This is a genomic window from Streptomyces solitudinis (genome assembly GCF_036323765.1).
GTDB lineage: Bacteria > Actinomycetota > Actinomycetes > Streptomycetales > Streptomycetaceae > Streptomyces.
Genome location: NZ_JAZDCW010000004.1, coordinates 269,070 through 283,964, shown reverse-complemented (window position 1 = coordinate 283,964; position 14,895 = coordinate 269,070). Strand labels below are relative to the sequence as shown.

At 74.8% G+C, this 14,895-nt stretch carries 13 protein-coding genes and 1 riboswitch; of the genes, 9 read left to right on the top strand and 4 right to left on the bottom strand.

What is annotated here, in order from left to right; all coding sequences use genetic code 11:
• Window positions 1-28: 28 nt before the first annotated feature.
• A complete protein-coding gene (locus V1J52_RS12595) occupies window positions 29-2,374 on the bottom strand; it encodes a chitinase C-terminal domain-containing protein (protein WP_330139812.1) in 2,346 nt (781 codons plus the stop codon).
• Between the two features lie 274 nt (window positions 2,375-2,648).
• Window positions 2,649-2,779: riboswitch (FMN riboswitch) on the top strand.
• A gap of 181 nt (window positions 2,780-2,960) precedes the next feature.
• On the opposite strand from V1J52_RS12595, the gene ribD reads away from it, so the two are divergent.
• The 8 genes from ribD to V1J52_RS12555 all read left to right on the top strand — a co-directional run bounded on the left by ribD (window position 2,961) and on the right by V1J52_RS12555 (window position 8,986).
• Window positions 2,961-4,034, top strand: coding sequence for a bifunctional diaminohydroxyphosphoribosylaminopyrimidine deaminase/5-amino-6-(5-phosphoribosylamino)uracil reductase RibD (gene ribD, locus V1J52_RS12590; protein ID WP_330140106.1), 1,074 nt, complete (start codon window positions 2,961-2,963; stop codon window positions 4,032-4,034).
• Window positions 4,035-4,652 carry a riboflavin synthase gene (locus V1J52_RS12585; protein ID WP_330139811.1) on the top strand — a complete coding sequence of 206 codons (618 nt, stop codon included), beginning with the start codon at window positions 4,035-4,037 and terminating at the stop codon, window positions 4,650-4,652. It abuts the gene before it with no gap.
• Window positions 4,649-5,323, top strand: a complete 675-nt coding sequence (locus V1J52_RS12580) for a nicotinamide mononucleotide transporter family protein (RefSeq protein WP_330139810.1) — start codon at window positions 4,649-4,651, stop codon at window positions 5,321-5,323. The genes V1J52_RS12585 and V1J52_RS12580 overlap by 4 nt, the downstream gene beginning before the upstream one ends.
• Window positions 5,320-6,636, top strand: coding sequence for a bifunctional 3,4-dihydroxy-2-butanone-4-phosphate synthase/GTP cyclohydrolase II (locus V1J52_RS12575; protein WP_330139809.1), 1,317 nt, complete (start codon window positions 5,320-5,322; stop codon window positions 6,634-6,636). The genes V1J52_RS12580 and V1J52_RS12575 overlap by 4 nt, the downstream gene beginning before the upstream one ends.
• An 81-nt stretch (window positions 6,637-6,717) precedes the next feature.
• A complete protein-coding gene (gene ribH, locus V1J52_RS12570) occupies window positions 6,718-7,203 on the top strand; it encodes a 6,7-dimethyl-8-ribityllumazine synthase (RefSeq protein ID WP_330139808.1) in 486 nt (161 codons plus the stop codon).
• Between the two features lie 66 nt (window positions 7,204-7,269).
• Window positions 7,270-7,542, top strand: a complete 273-nt coding sequence (locus V1J52_RS12565) for a phosphoribosyl-ATP diphosphatase (protein WP_330139807.1) — start codon at window positions 7,270-7,272, stop codon at window positions 7,540-7,542.
• Window positions 7,543-7,619: 77 nt separating this feature from the next.
• Entirely contained in the window at window positions 7,620-8,468 is an 849-nt protein-coding gene (hisG, locus tag V1J52_RS12560) for an ATP phosphoribosyltransferase (RefSeq protein WP_330139806.1), read from the top strand.
• Window positions 8,469-8,512: 44 nt separating this feature from the next.
• On the top strand, window positions 8,513-8,986 hold the full coding sequence (locus V1J52_RS12555) for a PH domain-containing protein (RefSeq protein ID WP_330139805.1): 474 nt from the start codon (window positions 8,513-8,515) through the stop codon (window positions 8,984-8,986).
• A 14-nt stretch (window positions 8,987-9,000) separates the two neighbouring features.
• Here V1J52_RS12555 and V1J52_RS12550 read toward each other — a convergent pair whose 3' ends face one another.
• Both V1J52_RS12550 and V1J52_RS12545 read right to left on the bottom strand, forming a co-directional pair.
• Window positions 9,001-10,992 (bottom strand): AAA family ATPase, encoded by a 1,992-nt coding sequence (locus V1J52_RS12550; protein ID WP_330139804.1) that lies wholly within the window; start codon window positions 10,990-10,992, stop codon window positions 9,001-9,003.
• Window positions 10,993-11,423: 431 nt separating this feature from the next.
• A complete protein-coding gene (locus V1J52_RS12545; protein WP_443075808.1) occupies window positions 11,424-12,077 on the bottom strand; it encodes a uridine kinase family protein in 654 nt (217 codons plus the stop codon).
• A 156-nt stretch (window positions 12,078-12,233) separates the two neighbouring features.
• On the opposite strand from V1J52_RS12545, the gene V1J52_RS12540 reads away from it, so the two are divergent.
• Complete coding sequence (locus V1J52_RS12540; RefSeq protein ID WP_330139803.1) at window positions 12,234-13,607, top strand: C39 family peptidase; 1,374 nt, start codon at window positions 12,234-12,236, stop codon at window positions 13,605-13,607.
• On the opposite strand, the gene V1J52_RS12535 is transcribed toward V1J52_RS12540, so the two are convergent.
• The gene (locus tag V1J52_RS12535) at window positions 13,561-14,814 is read right to left on the bottom strand and encodes a Cmx/CmrA family chloramphenicol efflux MFS transporter (protein ID WP_330139802.1); all 1,254 of its coding nucleotides are present in this window, start codon (window positions 14,812-14,814) and stop codon (window positions 13,561-13,563) included. The two genes, V1J52_RS12540 and V1J52_RS12535, sit on opposite strands and share 47 nt — an antisense overlap.
• Window positions 14,815-14,895 lie beyond the last annotated feature (81 nt).

Below are 14,895 nucleotides of genomic sequence, written 5' to 3'. Positions count from 1 at the left end.
CCACCGGGGCCGGTCAGCGGGGGAGGGCTCAGCAGGCGCCGAGGTCCTCCCAGACACCCCACTCGCCGGTGGTGCCGGGCTCGTCGCCCTGCGTCCACCACTTGGCGCGCCATGTGCGGCCGTCCCAGGCGACGGTGCTGCCGCCGGTGTAGACGCCGCCGGACGTCCACGCCGGAGCGGCGCACTCCCCGCCGTCACCGCCGCCGTCGTCACCGCCGCCGTCACCACCACCGTCGCCGCCGCCGTCGCCCGGGGTGCCGGGCGTCGTGCCGCGGGCCAGGTCGGCGGTGATGCCGTAGCGGGTGCCGTCCACGGTCACCGTCCAGTTGGACGGCGTCGAGACGGGCATGTAGTAGACGAAGTCGAGCACCACGGTGCCGCCGGGGGCCACCGACTGCCAGGCGGGCAGCTTCAGCGACACCCGGTGGTAGTCGCCGTCCAGCCCGCCGACGTTGCCCGTCCTGGTGTGGTCGCTCGCGACGACCGTCGTGCCGAACCCGGACTGGTCCTTGGCGTTGCCCGGGGCGGAGGTGGCGTAGTCGAACTGGAACTCCGTGCCGCCCGGGAGGGTGGTGCCGGAGTTGTTCGTGATCCGCAGCTTCGGCCCGATCGGGTAGTTGGAGTCGCCGAGGGCGAAGTCGGTGAAGCGCACGTCCACGTCGAGCGTCTCGGTGGGCATGTCGCCCGTCGCCCGCTGCGCGCCGTACGCCGGAGCCGACTTGAAGGCGTCGTACATGACGCCGGTGAGCGTGTCACCGGTCTCGTACTGGCCCTTGTCCGCGTTCCAGCCGTAGTCCCCGGCCAGCTCCCACACCATCGTGCCGCCGATGCCCTGGTCCACCACGTAGTCGGCCTTGGCCCGCACCGACTGCTCGTCCTCGGTGGACAGGAACACCTTCTTCTGCGCGTTCCACAGCCACGGCGCCGCCATCGTCTGGCTGTACTTGCGGTCGTAGGTACCGGTCAGCGCGTGGCCGGCGGGGAAGCCGTACTGCGTGACGTAGTCCCCGACGATGCCTTCCTCAAGGTTCTTGGCGTGCCACATCGGGTTGGAGCCGGCGGGCGACTCCACACCGTCGGTGTCCAGGTCGTGCCAGAGGTTGTCGATGCCCGAGGCGCCGTCACCGCACGTGGTCAGGCCGGAACCGGCCGGGCAGGTGGTCGCGCGCGCCTTGCCCCACAGGCCGTCCGTGCCGCCGGTGACGTTCTTCCAGCCGCGCGTGTAGTACGGCAGCCCGATGTTGATGCGGCCGGCGGGCATGGAGCCGCGGAAGTAGTGGTAGGCCCAGTCGGCGTTGAGGTAGCCGATCCCGCCGTACTGCGAGGTGGTGTAGACGCCCGCGGCGGCCAGCTCCCCGTCCTTGCCGTCGTCGAACAGCGCGGCGTTGGGGCCGACGTGCTCGTTCCAGGCGCCGTGCAGGTCGTAGGACATGATGTTGACGTAGTCGAGGTACTTGGCGCTCTCGTACGTCTCCATGCCGCGCAGCAGGTAGCCCGAGGAGGGCGCGGCCACCGTGAGCAGGTAGTGCTGTCCGTCCGCCGCCCCGGCCCGGTCCAGCTTCTCGCGCAGCGTCTTCATCAGCTCCGCGTAGCCCGCGTTCAGCCCGGCCCGGCGCGGGTTGGAGATGTGCCAGTCCAGCGGGTTGCCCGCGTCCTTCATCGACGTGGCGTACTCGTAGTCGATGTCGACGCCGTCGAAGCCGTACGTCTTGATGAAGTCGACGGCCGAGTCGGCGAACGTCTCGATGCCCGCGTGGTTCACCGAGCCGTCGGCGTTGGTGGCCATCGAGTAGAAGCCGCCGGAGTCCACCCGCTCCCCGCCGGGCCCGAAGTAGCCGCCCGTCTCCGCCCAGCCGCCCACCGACACCAGCGTCTTGACCTGCGGGTGCTGCTTCTTGAACTTGTTCAGCTGGTTGAAGTGGCCCTGGTAGCCGAAGTCCGGGTCCATCTCGGCGCCCTCGACGCCGGGCCAGGTCATCCCGGTCGCGGGGTTCTCGGGTCCGTCGGGGCCGACGGAGAGCCGGTTCGCGCCGTCGACGTGCGCGAAGGCGTAGTTCAGGTGGGTGACCTTGTCCCACGGGATGTCGGAGGCGAGGTAGGCGTCGCGGCCGTCCTTGCCGGTGCGCCAGCCGGTGAAGTAGCCGATGATGCGGCGCTGGTGGTCCGCGCCCATCTTCTCGCGTCCGGCGCTGTCGTAGACGGTGCAGTAGGGGACGTCGACCCCCGGCGTGGCGTAGAGCCCGTCGGGACGGCAGGACTCGTGCTCCGCGACCTGGGCCTGGGCGGGGGTGGCGGTGAGCGTGCCGAGCAGCAGCCCGGCGACGGCGGTGGTGACCGCCGTGAGTGTCGCTCTCGCGCGGTTTCTGGGCAACACGATCGGGGTCCTCCTGGAGAGGGGGGACGGGTACACGGGCGCGTGGGGGGTCGTGCCTGGCCCGGGGCGTGCGCACGCCGTCGGACCGCTCCTCGGAGGTGTGGTGAGATTAAGAGGACTAGACCAGTGAGTCAATAGGTATGGACCAATGCCCCGGCAACTCGCCCCCGCCCCGGGCTCGGCCCGGGGCGGGGGCGTCCTGTGAGTCAGGCCACATTCCTCGCCCGCATGGGACGGCGCGGCGCGTGGCAGACTGGACACGTACACGTGACGTCAGCGCACTCCGGGGTCGGTGAAAGTCCGAACCGGCGGTTACAGTCCGCGACCCGTCCGCCGCCAGCGGCCGGTTGACCAGGTGAAACTCCTGGACCGACGGTTAAAGTCCGGATGGGAGGCAGTGCGCGGCGGATGTCACGCGGCGCGCCGCCGTCGCCGTGGCCGTCCCCTCGCGGGGGCGGAAACAGCCCTGGCCCGGTGCCGCCGTCCCGGCGTCCGCCCAAGTCCCGCTCTACCCCGGAGTCCGTGCCCCTTGAGGCAGGAGGACCCGGTGGCCCCCGCAACCGCAGCGCCCGGCGAGCGCGACGCGATGCGCCGCGCGATCGCCCTCGCCGCCCGTGGGCTCGGCCGTACCCGCCCCAACCCCGTCGTCGGCTGCCTCGTGCTCGACGCCGCCGGGCGCACCGTGGGGGAGGGCTGGCACAAACGGGCCGGCGGCCCGCACGCGGAGATCCACGCCCTCGCCGAGGCGGGCGACGACGCCCGCGGCGGCACCGCCGTCGTCACCCTGGAGCCCTGCGCCCACACCGGGCGCACCGGCCCGTGCGCGCAGGCGCTGATCGACGCCGGGGTGGCCCGCGTCGTCTACGCCGTCGCCGACCCCACCGGCACCGCCGGCGGCGGAGCCGCAGCCCTGGCCGCCGCGGGCGTCCGCGTCGCCGGGGGACTGCTGGCCCAGGAAGCGGCGTCCGGCAACGCCGCGTGGCTCACCGCCGTCACGCTCGGCCGCCCGCACGTGCACTGGAAGTACGCCGCCACCCTCGACGGCCGCACCGCCGCCGCCGACGGCTCCAGCCGCTGGATCACCTCCCCCGAGGCCCGCGCCGACGTGCACCGGCTGCGCGCCGAGTCCGACGCCGTGCTCGTGGGAGCGGGCACCGCGCGCACCGACGACCCGCACCTCGCGGTGCGCGGCGTGCCCGGAGCCGTCCAGCCACTGCGCGTCGTCGTGGACGCCGGGGCCCGCGCCGTCCGGCCCGGCGCCCGCGTCCTGGACGACGCCGCCCCCACCCTCGTGGCCGTGGCCGAGGACGCCGACGCCACCGCGCTGGAGGAGCACGCCGACATCCTGCGGCTGCCCCGGGCCGCCGACGGGCCGGGGCTGGACCTCGCCGCGCTGCTCGCCGCCCTGCACGCCCGCGAGCTGCGCTCGGTGCTGCTGGAGGGCGGGGCCCGTCTCGCCGGGGCGTTCGTCGCCGCCGGCGCCCTGGACCGGGTCACCGGCTACCTCGCGCCCGCCCTGCTGGGTGCGGGGCCGCCCGCGCTGGCCGACGCGGGCATCACCACCATCGCCCAGGCGCTGCGGCTGTCCGTCACCGACGTCACGCGCGTCGGCCCGGACCTGCGCGTCACCGCCGTCCCCACCGCCCCCGAGGAGCGCTGAGTGTTCACCGGAATCGTCGAAGAACTGGGCGAGGTCACCGCCATCGAGCCCCTCGGGGACTCCTCCCGGCTGACCCTGCGCGGCCCGCTCGTCACCCAGGACGCCCGGCACGGCGACTCCATCGCGGTGAACGGCGTCTGCCTGACCGTCGTGGACACCCTCGACGGCACCTTCACCGCCGACGTCATGGCCGAGACCCTCGGCCGCACCAGCCTCGGCGCCCTCACCGAGGGCGCGCGGGTCAACCTGGAGCGGCCCATGGAACTGGGCGGGCGCCTGGGCGGCCACCTCGTGCAGGGCCACGTGGACGGCACCGGCACCATCGCCGCCCGCACCCCGGGAGAGCACTGGGAGCTGGTGCGCGTCAGCCTGCCGCCCCAGCTGGCCCGCTACGTCGTCGGGAAGGGCTCCATCACCGTGGACGGCGTGAGCCTCACCGTCGTCGAGACCGGCGACGACTGGTTCACCATCAGCCTCATCCCCACCACGCTCGACCTCACCACGCTCGGCGTGAAGCGGACCGGCGACCCGGTCAACCTGGAGGTGGACGTCCTCGCCAAGTACGTCGAGCGGCTGCTCGGCGCCGGGGGGACGGCCCGGACGGAGGCCGCCCGGTGAGCTTCCTCGACTCCCTCAACAGCACCGCCTTCGAAGCCTTCGGGCAGACGGTCATCTGGTCCGACATGACGGGCAACCTGCTCGGACTCGCGGCCCTCGCCCTCGGCTGGCGCCGCTCCGTCCTCACCTGGCCCGCGCAGCTCCTCGCCGGGATCATCCTCGTCGCCGCCTACCACTCGGCGTCGCTCAGCGGCGGGGTCGGCAAGCAGCTCGTCGTCATCGCCGTCGCCCTGTGGGGCTGGCGGCAGTGGCGGACCGGACGCGACCGGGCCGGTGACGGCGCCGTCGCCGTCCGCTTCGCCACCACCCGCGAGCGGCTGCTGCTGGCAGGCGGCACGGCCCTGGGCACCCTCGCCGTCGGCGGCCTGTTCACGGCCGTGCCCGAGCTGTCGTGGAACCCGTGGCCGGACGCGTACATCTTCACCGGGACGCTCGCCGCCATGGTCGCCCAGGCCCGCGGCCTGGTGGAGTTCTGGTTCGCCTGGATCCTGGTCGACCTCGTGGGCGTGCCCCTGGCCTTCTCCAGCGGGCTCGCCTTCTCCGGCCTCGTCTACCTCGTCTACCTCGTCCTCGTGCTGTGGGGGCTGCGCGCCTGGTGGCTGCGCAGCCGCGACGCGAGCACCGCGCCGGCCCCGCGGCCGGTGCCGGATATGGAAGGAACGGCCGCATGACCACACTGGAGAGCTGGTACGACGCGGCGGGCCCCGGCCTCGCCGCCGGGGACTCCCTCGTCCTCGATCCCGTCGAGCGGGCCGTCGCCGAACTGGCCGCCGGACGGCCGGTCGTCGTGGTGGACGACGCGGACCGCGAGAACGAGGGCGACCTCGTCATCGCGGCCGAGAAGATCACCCCCGAGATCGTCGCCTTCATGATGAGCGAGTGCCGCGGCCTGATCTGCGTGCCCATGGAGGCGCCCGCGCTGGACCGCCTGGACCTGCCGCAGATGGTCGGGCAGAACACCGAGTCCATGGGCACCGCCTTCACCGTCTCGGTGGACGCCGCCCGGCACCACGGCGTCACCACCGGCATCAGCGCCGCCGACCGCGCCGCCACGATCGCCCTGCTCGCCGATCCGGCGAGCGACACCGCCGACTTCGTGCGCCCCGGCCACGTCTTCCCGCTGCGCGCCCGCCCCGGGGGCGTACTGACCCGCCCCGGCCACACCGAGGCGGGCGTCGACCTGGCCCGGCTCGCCGGGCTGCGGCCCGCCGCCGCCATCGTGGAGATCGCCGCCGAGGACGGCACGATGCTGCGGCTGCCCGAACTGGTGCCCTTCGCCCGCAAGCACGGGCTGGCGATCATCTCCATCGAGGACCTCGTCGCCTACCGCAGGGCCGTCACCGGGACCACCGCGCCGACCGTGCGCCGGGAGGCCGTCACCTCGCTGCCCACCGGGCACGGCACCTTCCGCGCCCACGGATACCGCTCCACCGCCGACGGGGTCGAGCACATCGCGCTGGTCGCCGGAGACGTCGGCGACGGCGAGGACGTCCTTGTGCGGGTGCACTCCGAGTGCCTGACCGGCGACGTCTTCGCCTCCGAGCGCTGCGACTGCGGCCCCCAGCTCCAGGCGTCGCTGCGCCGCGTCCAGGAGGAGGGCCGGGGCGTTGTGATCTACCTGCGCGGGCACGAGGGCCGCGGCATCGGCCTGCTCTCCAAGCTGCGCGCCTACGAACTCCAGGAACTCGGCCGCGACACGCTGGACGCCAACCTCGAACTCGGCCTGCCCGCCGACGCCCGCGACTACGCGGCCGGCGCCCAGATGCTCGCCGACCTCGGCGTCCGCTCCGTGCGGCTGATGACGAACAACCCCGACAAGAGCCGGGCCCTGGAGCACAACGGCGTACGGGTCACCGCGCGCGAGTCCATGCCCGTCCAGGCCGGGGAGCACAACCTGCGCTACCTGCGCACCAAGCGCGACCGCATGGGCCACGAGCTGCCCTGGCTGGACGAGCCCCGCGTCGCCGTCTGCCACCAGCAGTGACCCGGTGCGCGGCCCCGCACGCGCCGCGCGCCGCCTCAACCGAACTCCACCCCACGACCCATGGACACCAGAGGAGCACACGTGAGCGGCAAGGGCGCACCCGAGCTGACCGTCAAGAACTGCGGAGACCTGCGGGTGGCCGTGGTCGCGGCCCAGTGGCACGTGACGGTCATGGACGGACTCGTCGACGGCGCCCTGCGCGCCCTGCGCGAACTGGGCATCGACGAGCCCACCCTGCTGCGGGTCCCCGGCAGCTTCGAACTCCCGGTGGTGGCCAAGGTGCTGGCCTCGCGCGGCTACGACGCCGTGGTGGCGCTGGGCGTCGTCATCCGCGGCGGCACCCCGCACTTCGAGTACGTCTGCCAGGGCGTCACCCAGGGCCTCACCCAGGTCTCGGTCGAGACCGGTGTGCCCATCGGCTTCGGGGTGCTGACCTGCGACACCGAGCAGCAGGCCCTGGACCGGGCGGGCCTGGCCGGCTCCAGCGAGGACAAGGGGCACGAGGCCGTCACCGCCGCCGTGGCCACCGCGGCCACCCTGCGGACCGTCGCCGAGCCCTGGCGCTGAACGCCCGTCCGCCCACCGGACACCCCGCGCCCGCGCCGTCCCCCACCGGCGTAGGGTGGGACCACCATGGCCAACAAGACTTTCGACGAGCTCTTCGCCGAGCTCCAGCAGAAGGCCGCCACCGGCGACCCGTCCACCTCCCGCACCGCCGAGCTGGTCGCCTCCGGCGTCCACGCCATCGGCAAGAAGGTCGTCGAGGAGGCGGCCGAGGTGTGGATGGCGGCCGAGCACGAGGGCACCGAGCGCACCGCCGAGGAGATCTCCCAGCTCCTCTACCACCTCCAGGTGATGATGGTCGCCCGCGGCATCGGCCTGGACGACGTATACGCTCACCTCTGAGCGGCCCGCCCGCCTGCCCACCCCGCCGTTCACCCTCTTCGGCCGGTCCCGGCCCCGAAGCGAAGGAAGACCGATCCATGCTGCGCATTGCCGTCCCCAACAAGGGTTCACTGTCCGAGCCTGCGTCGGCGATGCTCCATGAGGCCGGCTACCGCCAGCGCAAGGACCGCCGCGAACTCGTCCTGGTCGACTCGGCGAACGACGTGGAGTTCTTCTTCCTGCGTCCCCGCGACATCGCCGTCTACGTGGGCTCCGGCAAGCTCGACATCGGCATCACCGGGCGGGACCTGCTGCTGGACTCCGGAGCGGACGCCGAGGAGATCCTCCAGCTCGGCTTCGCCGGTTCCACCTTCCGCTACGCCACCCTGCCCGGCACCGCGGACCACGTCACCGAGTTCGGCGGCATGACCGTCGCCACCTCCTTCCCCGGCCTCGTCATGCAGCACCTGGCCGAACACGGCGTCGACGCCTCCGTCGTCCGGCTGGACGGCGCCGTGGAGACGGCCATCAAGCTCGGCGTCGCCCAGGTCATCGCCGACGTCGTGGAGACCGGCACCACGTTGCGCAACGCCGGTCTGGAGATCATCAGCGACCCCATCCTCGTCTCCGAGGCCGTCGTCATCCGCGGCACCGGGGCGCCCGCCGACGACCCCAAGGTGCGGCAGTTCCTGCGGCGCATGCACGGCGTCCTGGTCGCCCGCGAGTACGTGATGATGGACTACGACATCCGCGCCGAGCACGTCGAGGAGGCCGTCCAGCTCACCCCCGGCCTGGAGTCGCCCACCGTCTCGCCGCTGCACGACAAGGGCTGGGTCGCCGTCCGTTCCATGGTCCCGGCCCAGGACGCCCAGCGGATCATGGACGACCTGTACGACCTGGGCGCGCGGGCGATCCTCAGCACCACCATCCACGCCTGCCGCCTCTGATCCGCGCTCCGGCACCGTCCCGCACCACCGAGGAAGAAGCGCCCGTGCCCCCCGCTCCCGCCCCGGCCCTGCCCGTCACCTTCCGGCCGGTCCGCACCCGCGTCATCCTGGTCAGCACCGGCGTGGTGATGCTCGTCGTGCTCACCGTCGTCGCCCTGCTGCTCGAACAGCTCAGCGCGGGGGAGCGGGCCAGCTTCGTCGCCACCGGAGCGCTGTTCCTGGCCGTGCTGGTGCTGCTGGCCCGGCCGCACGTCCGCGCGGACACCGCGGGGATCACGGTGGTCAACCTCACCCGCACCCGGCGGCTGGACTGGGCGGAGATCGTGGCCGTCAACCTGCGCGCGGGCGACCCCTGGGTGTACCTCGACCTGACCGACGGCACCAGCCTGCCCGCCATGGGCATCCAGCCGGGGCTCGCCCGCGAGCAGGCCGTGCGGGACGCGGCGGCGCTGCGCGCCCTCGCCGAGGAGCGCGGCACCCGACACGGCGGCACCGCGGGCGACGGCGGTCCGCGCTGAGCCGTACCCTGGGCTCAGCCCGGCGGCGGTTCGGGGCGCGGCCCGGCCGGTCCCCGTCCCGACAGCACCTCCCCGTACGCCTGCATCAGGTCCGGCAGCCGCAGCGTGCGCAGGTCCTCGCGCGTCGGCGGCCCGGGGTACCCCGAGAGCCGCAGGTCGCGGTAGGCGCAGCTCTTCTCGTACAGCGTCCGCAGGAAGCGCCCGTTGCCCAGCTCGTCGATCCAGCCCTGGTCCACCACGTGCCCGCTGACGCTGTGCAGCTCCTCCAGGGCCTCCTCGTCCCACCGGTCGCCGTTCTCGGCCGCGAGGACCTCGCCGATCGCCGTCAGCTCCAGCGGGCGGTAGCTGGGGAAGTCGATCCGGGTGGTGAAGCGGGAGCCGAGCCCCGGGTTCACCGCCAGGAGCCGCTCCATCCCCTCGGGGTAGCCCGCCAGGATGACGACCAGCCGGTCCCGGTTGTCCTCGGCGCGCTTGAGCAGCACCTGGAGCGCCTCGTCCCCGTACGCGTCCCCCTTCGCGTAGCCGGAGTTGGACAGGCTGTACGCCTCGTCCACGAACAGCACTCCGCCGAGGGAGGAGTCGATCAGCTCGTTGGCCTTCACCGCCGTCTGGCCGAGGAACTCCCCCACCAGATCGGCCCGTCCGGCCTCCACCAGGTGGTCGCCGCCCAGCAGCCCGAGGGCGTAGAACACCCGGCCGAGTATCCGGGCCACCGTCGTCTTGCCCGTGCCGGAGGGGCCGGAGAAGACGAAGTGGCGCTTGGGCGGCTGCACCGGCAGACCCTGGCGGTCCCGCAGCCGCGCCATGTGCAGTTGCGCCGACAGCGCCCGCACCTGCCGCTTGACCGGCTCCAGGCCCACCATGCGTTCCAGCTCCGCCAGCGCCTGGCCGAGCAGCACCGGATCGGAGGGGCCCCGGGGCCACGGGTCGCCGCCGGACGGGTCCGGCTGCGCCGCGGCCCGCCGCTCCCGCACCCCGTCCGCGCCCACCGGCGCCGCGTCACCGCCCTGGCCGGGCAGCCACAGGCCGGCCAGGGCGGCGTCCGCCTCCTCCTCGGCCGCGTCCGCGAAACCGTCCGTGCCGTCGGCGTCCCACGGCCCGGTGCCCGCGTCACCGCCCTGCCCGGCGCCGCCCTGCCCGGCCGCGCCACCCTGGCCGACGGGGCCTTCGGGGCCCGTCCCGGACGCCGCGGCCAGCGGCGCCGCCCAGGAGGAGGCGACGGCGTCCGCCGCGCCGTCGGACTCGGTGATCGCGGTGAGCCGTGCCGCGGTGTCCATGAACGAGGGGTCCACCCGGTGCACCGCCCGGTACAGCGGCAGCGCGGCGGGGCTGCGCCCGGTGCCCTCCCGCGCCCTGGCCAGCCAGTAGCGCAGCTCCTTGCGCTGCGGCTGTTCGCTGCGGCAGCGCATCAGCGCGCGGGCGAGCAGCGGCTCCGCCTGCCCGTACATCTCCAGCCGCACCCGGGCCATGCCCGCGAAGAGCCCCGCCTCGATGCCCAGCAGCGGATCGGCGACCAGCGGCTCGGTGTGCGCGATCAGCGCCTCCCAGTCCTTGGCCAGGTAGGCGCGGCAGGCGTGCAGGAAGCGCACCTGCGGATCGGTGTCCGCCGGCGGGCACCCCGCCAGCGCCCGGTCCAGTTCGGCGACGTGACGGCCGTCGAGCCAGTGGGAGGCGTGGGCCAGCAGCAGATCACGGCTGCTCTCCAGCACCGGCTGCACCCACCAGCCCAGCCAGTACCAGGAGTTGAGGTTCCGCCGGTGCCGGGAGCGCTGCTCGCCGAACCGGTCCCGGTACTCGAACATCCGCAGCAGCGCGGTGGTGGTGTCGACGCGCAGCGCGTGCAGGCCGAGCCAGGCGTCGGCCATGCCCGCGTCCAGACGCACCGCCGCCCGGAACTCCTCCTCGGCCTGCGCGTAGCCGCCCACGGTGTACGCGTCCACGCCGCGCAGCCACGCGAGGTCGGCCGGTGTGTGCGGCCCCCGGGCGCCGTGCGTGCCGAAATCCATCTCGCCCCCCACGGGCCGATACCCGTCCACTCGCCGCCGGACGCCCGCCCCGCGCCCGGCCAACCGCCGTCGCACCGGCGGCTGTTCGGTCCTGGTCAGCAGACCGCCCGACGTTCGCATCGTACCCGTGCGGCACGCTGCGTCGAAGGGTGCCGTACGGACGGTGCCCTTCCCGGGGCCGGGCCGCGGGGGAGGGGGCGGCCGGAGACGGACACGTACCGTGAGCGCGTGGCGCCCCGCGGCGGCGCGGGGACGGGCGCGGTCGCGACGGAGCCCCCGGGCACGGGGGAACGACCGGGGGCTCCGCGATCGCGGGCGGCCTGCACCGGCCGCACGTCACGAACGTAATCCGGCCCGGCGCGGCCGGTCAAGCCACTGCGCGGCGCGGCCCCCGCCCCGGCACCCGGCCGTGTCCGCCCCGACCCGCCCGGTCACACAGGGTCACGAGCGGCGCCGTTCCCGGCGGCGCCGGGCCCCGGCAGGACGAGACAGCCCCGCGGGTCCCCCGGCACCTGCCGTACCAGGACGTCGGCGTGGGGCAGCGTCGGGTCGGCCGAGAAGTGCGCGCGCTCCGCCGCCGTCCAGCCGTCCCAGAACGCGGCGAGCCCGGGGCCGTCCCGCCGCCGTCCCCGCTGCCAGGCCACCTCCGGCGCCACCTGGAGCCACAGGACGGCGGCGAGGGCCGGCCGCACGGCGCGCCGTCCCGCTCCGACGCCCTCCACCAGCACCACCGGCGCGGGCGGCACCTCCAGCGGCCGGACGAAGGCGCGCCGCTCCCAGTCGTAGCCCGCGAACCGGGCGGTCTCGCCCCGGGACAGCGGCTCCAGGACGCGCTGCCACAGCCGCCCGGTCCAGCCGAACGGCGCGGCGTGGCTGGCCACGTCGTCCAGGTGCAGCACCGGAGCCGCGCCGAGCGCGTCCGAGAGCCCGGCCGCGAGGGTGCTCTTGCCGGAACCGGCGTGCCCGTCCACGGCCACCAGCCGCACCGGGCCGAGGGACGGCGCCGTACCGGCCAGCCGGGCGGCCAGCGCCGCCAGGGCCGGGGAGCCGTCCGGGGCGGGGGAGTGGTGGCCGAGGTCGCGCACCCGCCCAGGGTACGGCGCGCGCCCTCCCGGGTGGTCCGGGCCGTCCCGGCGGCCCCGCCCGGGCCGGGTCACTGGCCCGCGGACCCCGCGACGGCGATAGTGGTCACCGCTGCCTGGCCGGGCCGCCACCTCGACGCCCCCTGGAGAGACCGCCGCATGAGCCGACCCACCACCACGCGCCGCGCCCTGCTGACCGCCTCCGCCGCGGCCCTGGCCGCCTCCGCCACGACACTGCCGGTCCCCGCCGGGGCCGCCCCGGCCTCCCGCCCGCGCGGCGGCCCGGGCGGGGGTTCGACCGTCGCCCACCACGCGTGGCACACCGCCGCCGACTGGCGGCAGGGCACGGCCCAGGGCATCCGCGCCGCCGCGGGGAGCCGCCCCGGCGTCGTCATCGGCACACCGCACGCCACCCTGCGCTACCGCGATCCGCACGGCGGCACCCGGACCGAGACCTGGGAGTACGCCACCTGGACCTCCCCCGTACAGCGCCTGCGGGTCCCCGCCGCCGAACTGATCGCCTCGTGGAACGCCGACACCCCCGAGGGCACCTGGCTGCGCGTCGAGGCGAGCGGCAGCTACACCGGCGGCGGCGACACCCCCTGGTACACGCTCGGCGTCTGGACTGCGGGCGACGGCCCCGACGTGCCCCGCCGCACCTCCGTGGACGGACAGGGCGACGGCCGCAGCACCGTGTGGACCGACACCCTCACCGTCACCGAGGACGGTCTGCGTCTGACCGCCTACCGGCTCCGGGCCACGCTGCTGCGGGCGCCCGGGAGCCGCGCCACCCCGACGCTGTGGCGCCTGGGCGCGATGACCTCCGACGTGCCGGACCGCTTCGAGGTCCCGGCCACCGCCCCCGGACCGGCGGCGGGCGTCGAGGTGCCCGTGCCGCGCTACTCGCAGACCATCCACCTCGGCCGCTACCCCGAGTACGACAACGGCGGGGAGGCGTGGTGCAGCCCGACGTCGTCCCAGATGATCATCGAGTCCTGGGGCCGACGCCCCGACCCCGCGGACTACGCCTGGGTCAGCCCCTCCTACGACGACCCGCAGGTCTGCCACGCGGCCCGCCAGACCTACGACCACCAGTACGAGGGCTGCGGCAACTGGCCCTTCAACGCCGCCTACGCCGCCACCTACCCGGACCTCCAGGCCGTCGTCACCCGCCTGGACACCCTGCACGACGCCGAACGCCTCGTGCGCGCGGGCATCCCCCTCATCACCTCCCAGTCCTTCCTGGCCGACGAGCTGGACGGCGCGGGCTACGGCACGGCGGGGCACCTGATGACGGTCGTCGGCTTCACCGAGGACGGCGACGTCATCGCCAACGACCCGGCCGCCGAGGACAACGCCACCGTCCGCCGCGTCTACCGGCGCAGGCAGTTCGAGAACATCTGGCTCCGCACGAAGCGCTACGGCGCCGACGGCACCGTCGTCGGCGGCACCGGCGGCGTCTGCTACCTCTACTTCCCCACCCGGCTCACCCCGGCCCAGCGGCGCGCCCTGGCCTCCGTGGGCGTCCGCTGAGACGTTCCCGGCCTGCCGCCCGCGGCGCGTCACCGTCATGCTCCCTCCCCCTCCGCGCGGTGACCGCGCCGCGGAGGGGCAGGGCGAGGAGCAGCGCGGCCGCGACCAGGAAGCCGCTCGCCCACAGCGGCCCCCGGGGTCCGGCGTCCGTGCCGAGGGTGGACGCGGCGAGCAGCGGACCGGCGACGGCGCCGGCGTTGAGCGCCGCCGTCGCGTACGAGCCCGCCATGGTGGGGGCTGGGGAGGCCGCGTAGAGGACGCGGGTGATGAGCGTGCCGCCGAGGGCGAACGACAGCACGCCCTGCACGCCCACCAGGGCCAGCAGCGCCGCCGGCTGGTCCGCGAGCACCGCCAGGGCGCACCAGCCGGTGAGCAGGGCCGGACCGCAGACCGCGACGACGAGGCCGGGGCGGCGGTCGGACCACCGCCCGGCGACGGCGGCACCGAGGAGGGAACCGGCGCCGAAGAGCACCAGGACACCGGAGACCCACAGCTCGCCCAGCCCCGCGACGCCGGTCACGACGGGGGCGAGGAAGGTGAAACCGGCGAAGGTCGCCCCGTTCACCAGCGCGCCGAGCAGCATGGCCGCCGCCAGCCGCGGGCTCCGCAGGTGCGCCAGCTCCGCGCGCAGGTCCGGGCCGTCCCCCTGCTCCGTGCGCGCGCCGCGCGCCGGGACGCCCCCGAGGATGCCGACGGCTGCGGGCAGGCAGAGGACGGCGACGGCCCAGAAGGTGGCGCGCCACCCGGACAGCGTGCCGAGCGCCGCTCCCGCGGGCACCCCGGTGATCATGGCCGCCGTCGTCCCGGACAGCAGCACGGCGAGCGCGCGTCCCTTCCGGGCGGGCGCGACCAGCGCGGTGGCCGTCGTCAGGGCCACGGCCAGGAACCCCGCATAGGCGAGCGCCGCCACCACCCGGGTGGCGAGCAGGAGGGGAAAGCTCCAGGTGACGGCCGCCGCGGCGTGGGCCGCCAGGAAGACCAGGACGAAGCCGAGGAGAGCGGACCGGGCGGGCCAGGCCCGGGCCAGCCCGGCCATGAGGGGGGCGCCCACGACCATTCCGGCGGCGAAGGCCGAGGTGAGGGAGCCCGTCGCCCCGACCGTCACGCCGAGGTCCGAGGCGATGTCCGGCAGCAGACCGGCGAGCATGAACTCCGAGGTGCCCATGGCGAACACCGCCAGGGCGAGCAGGTACAGCGGAAGAGGCATCGAGCGCTCCGGGGCGAGGGCGTGCGAGAGGGAACGTCTCGTCACCGCGGCCAGCGCCCCGGGAAGTGCCCTCGTCCGGCC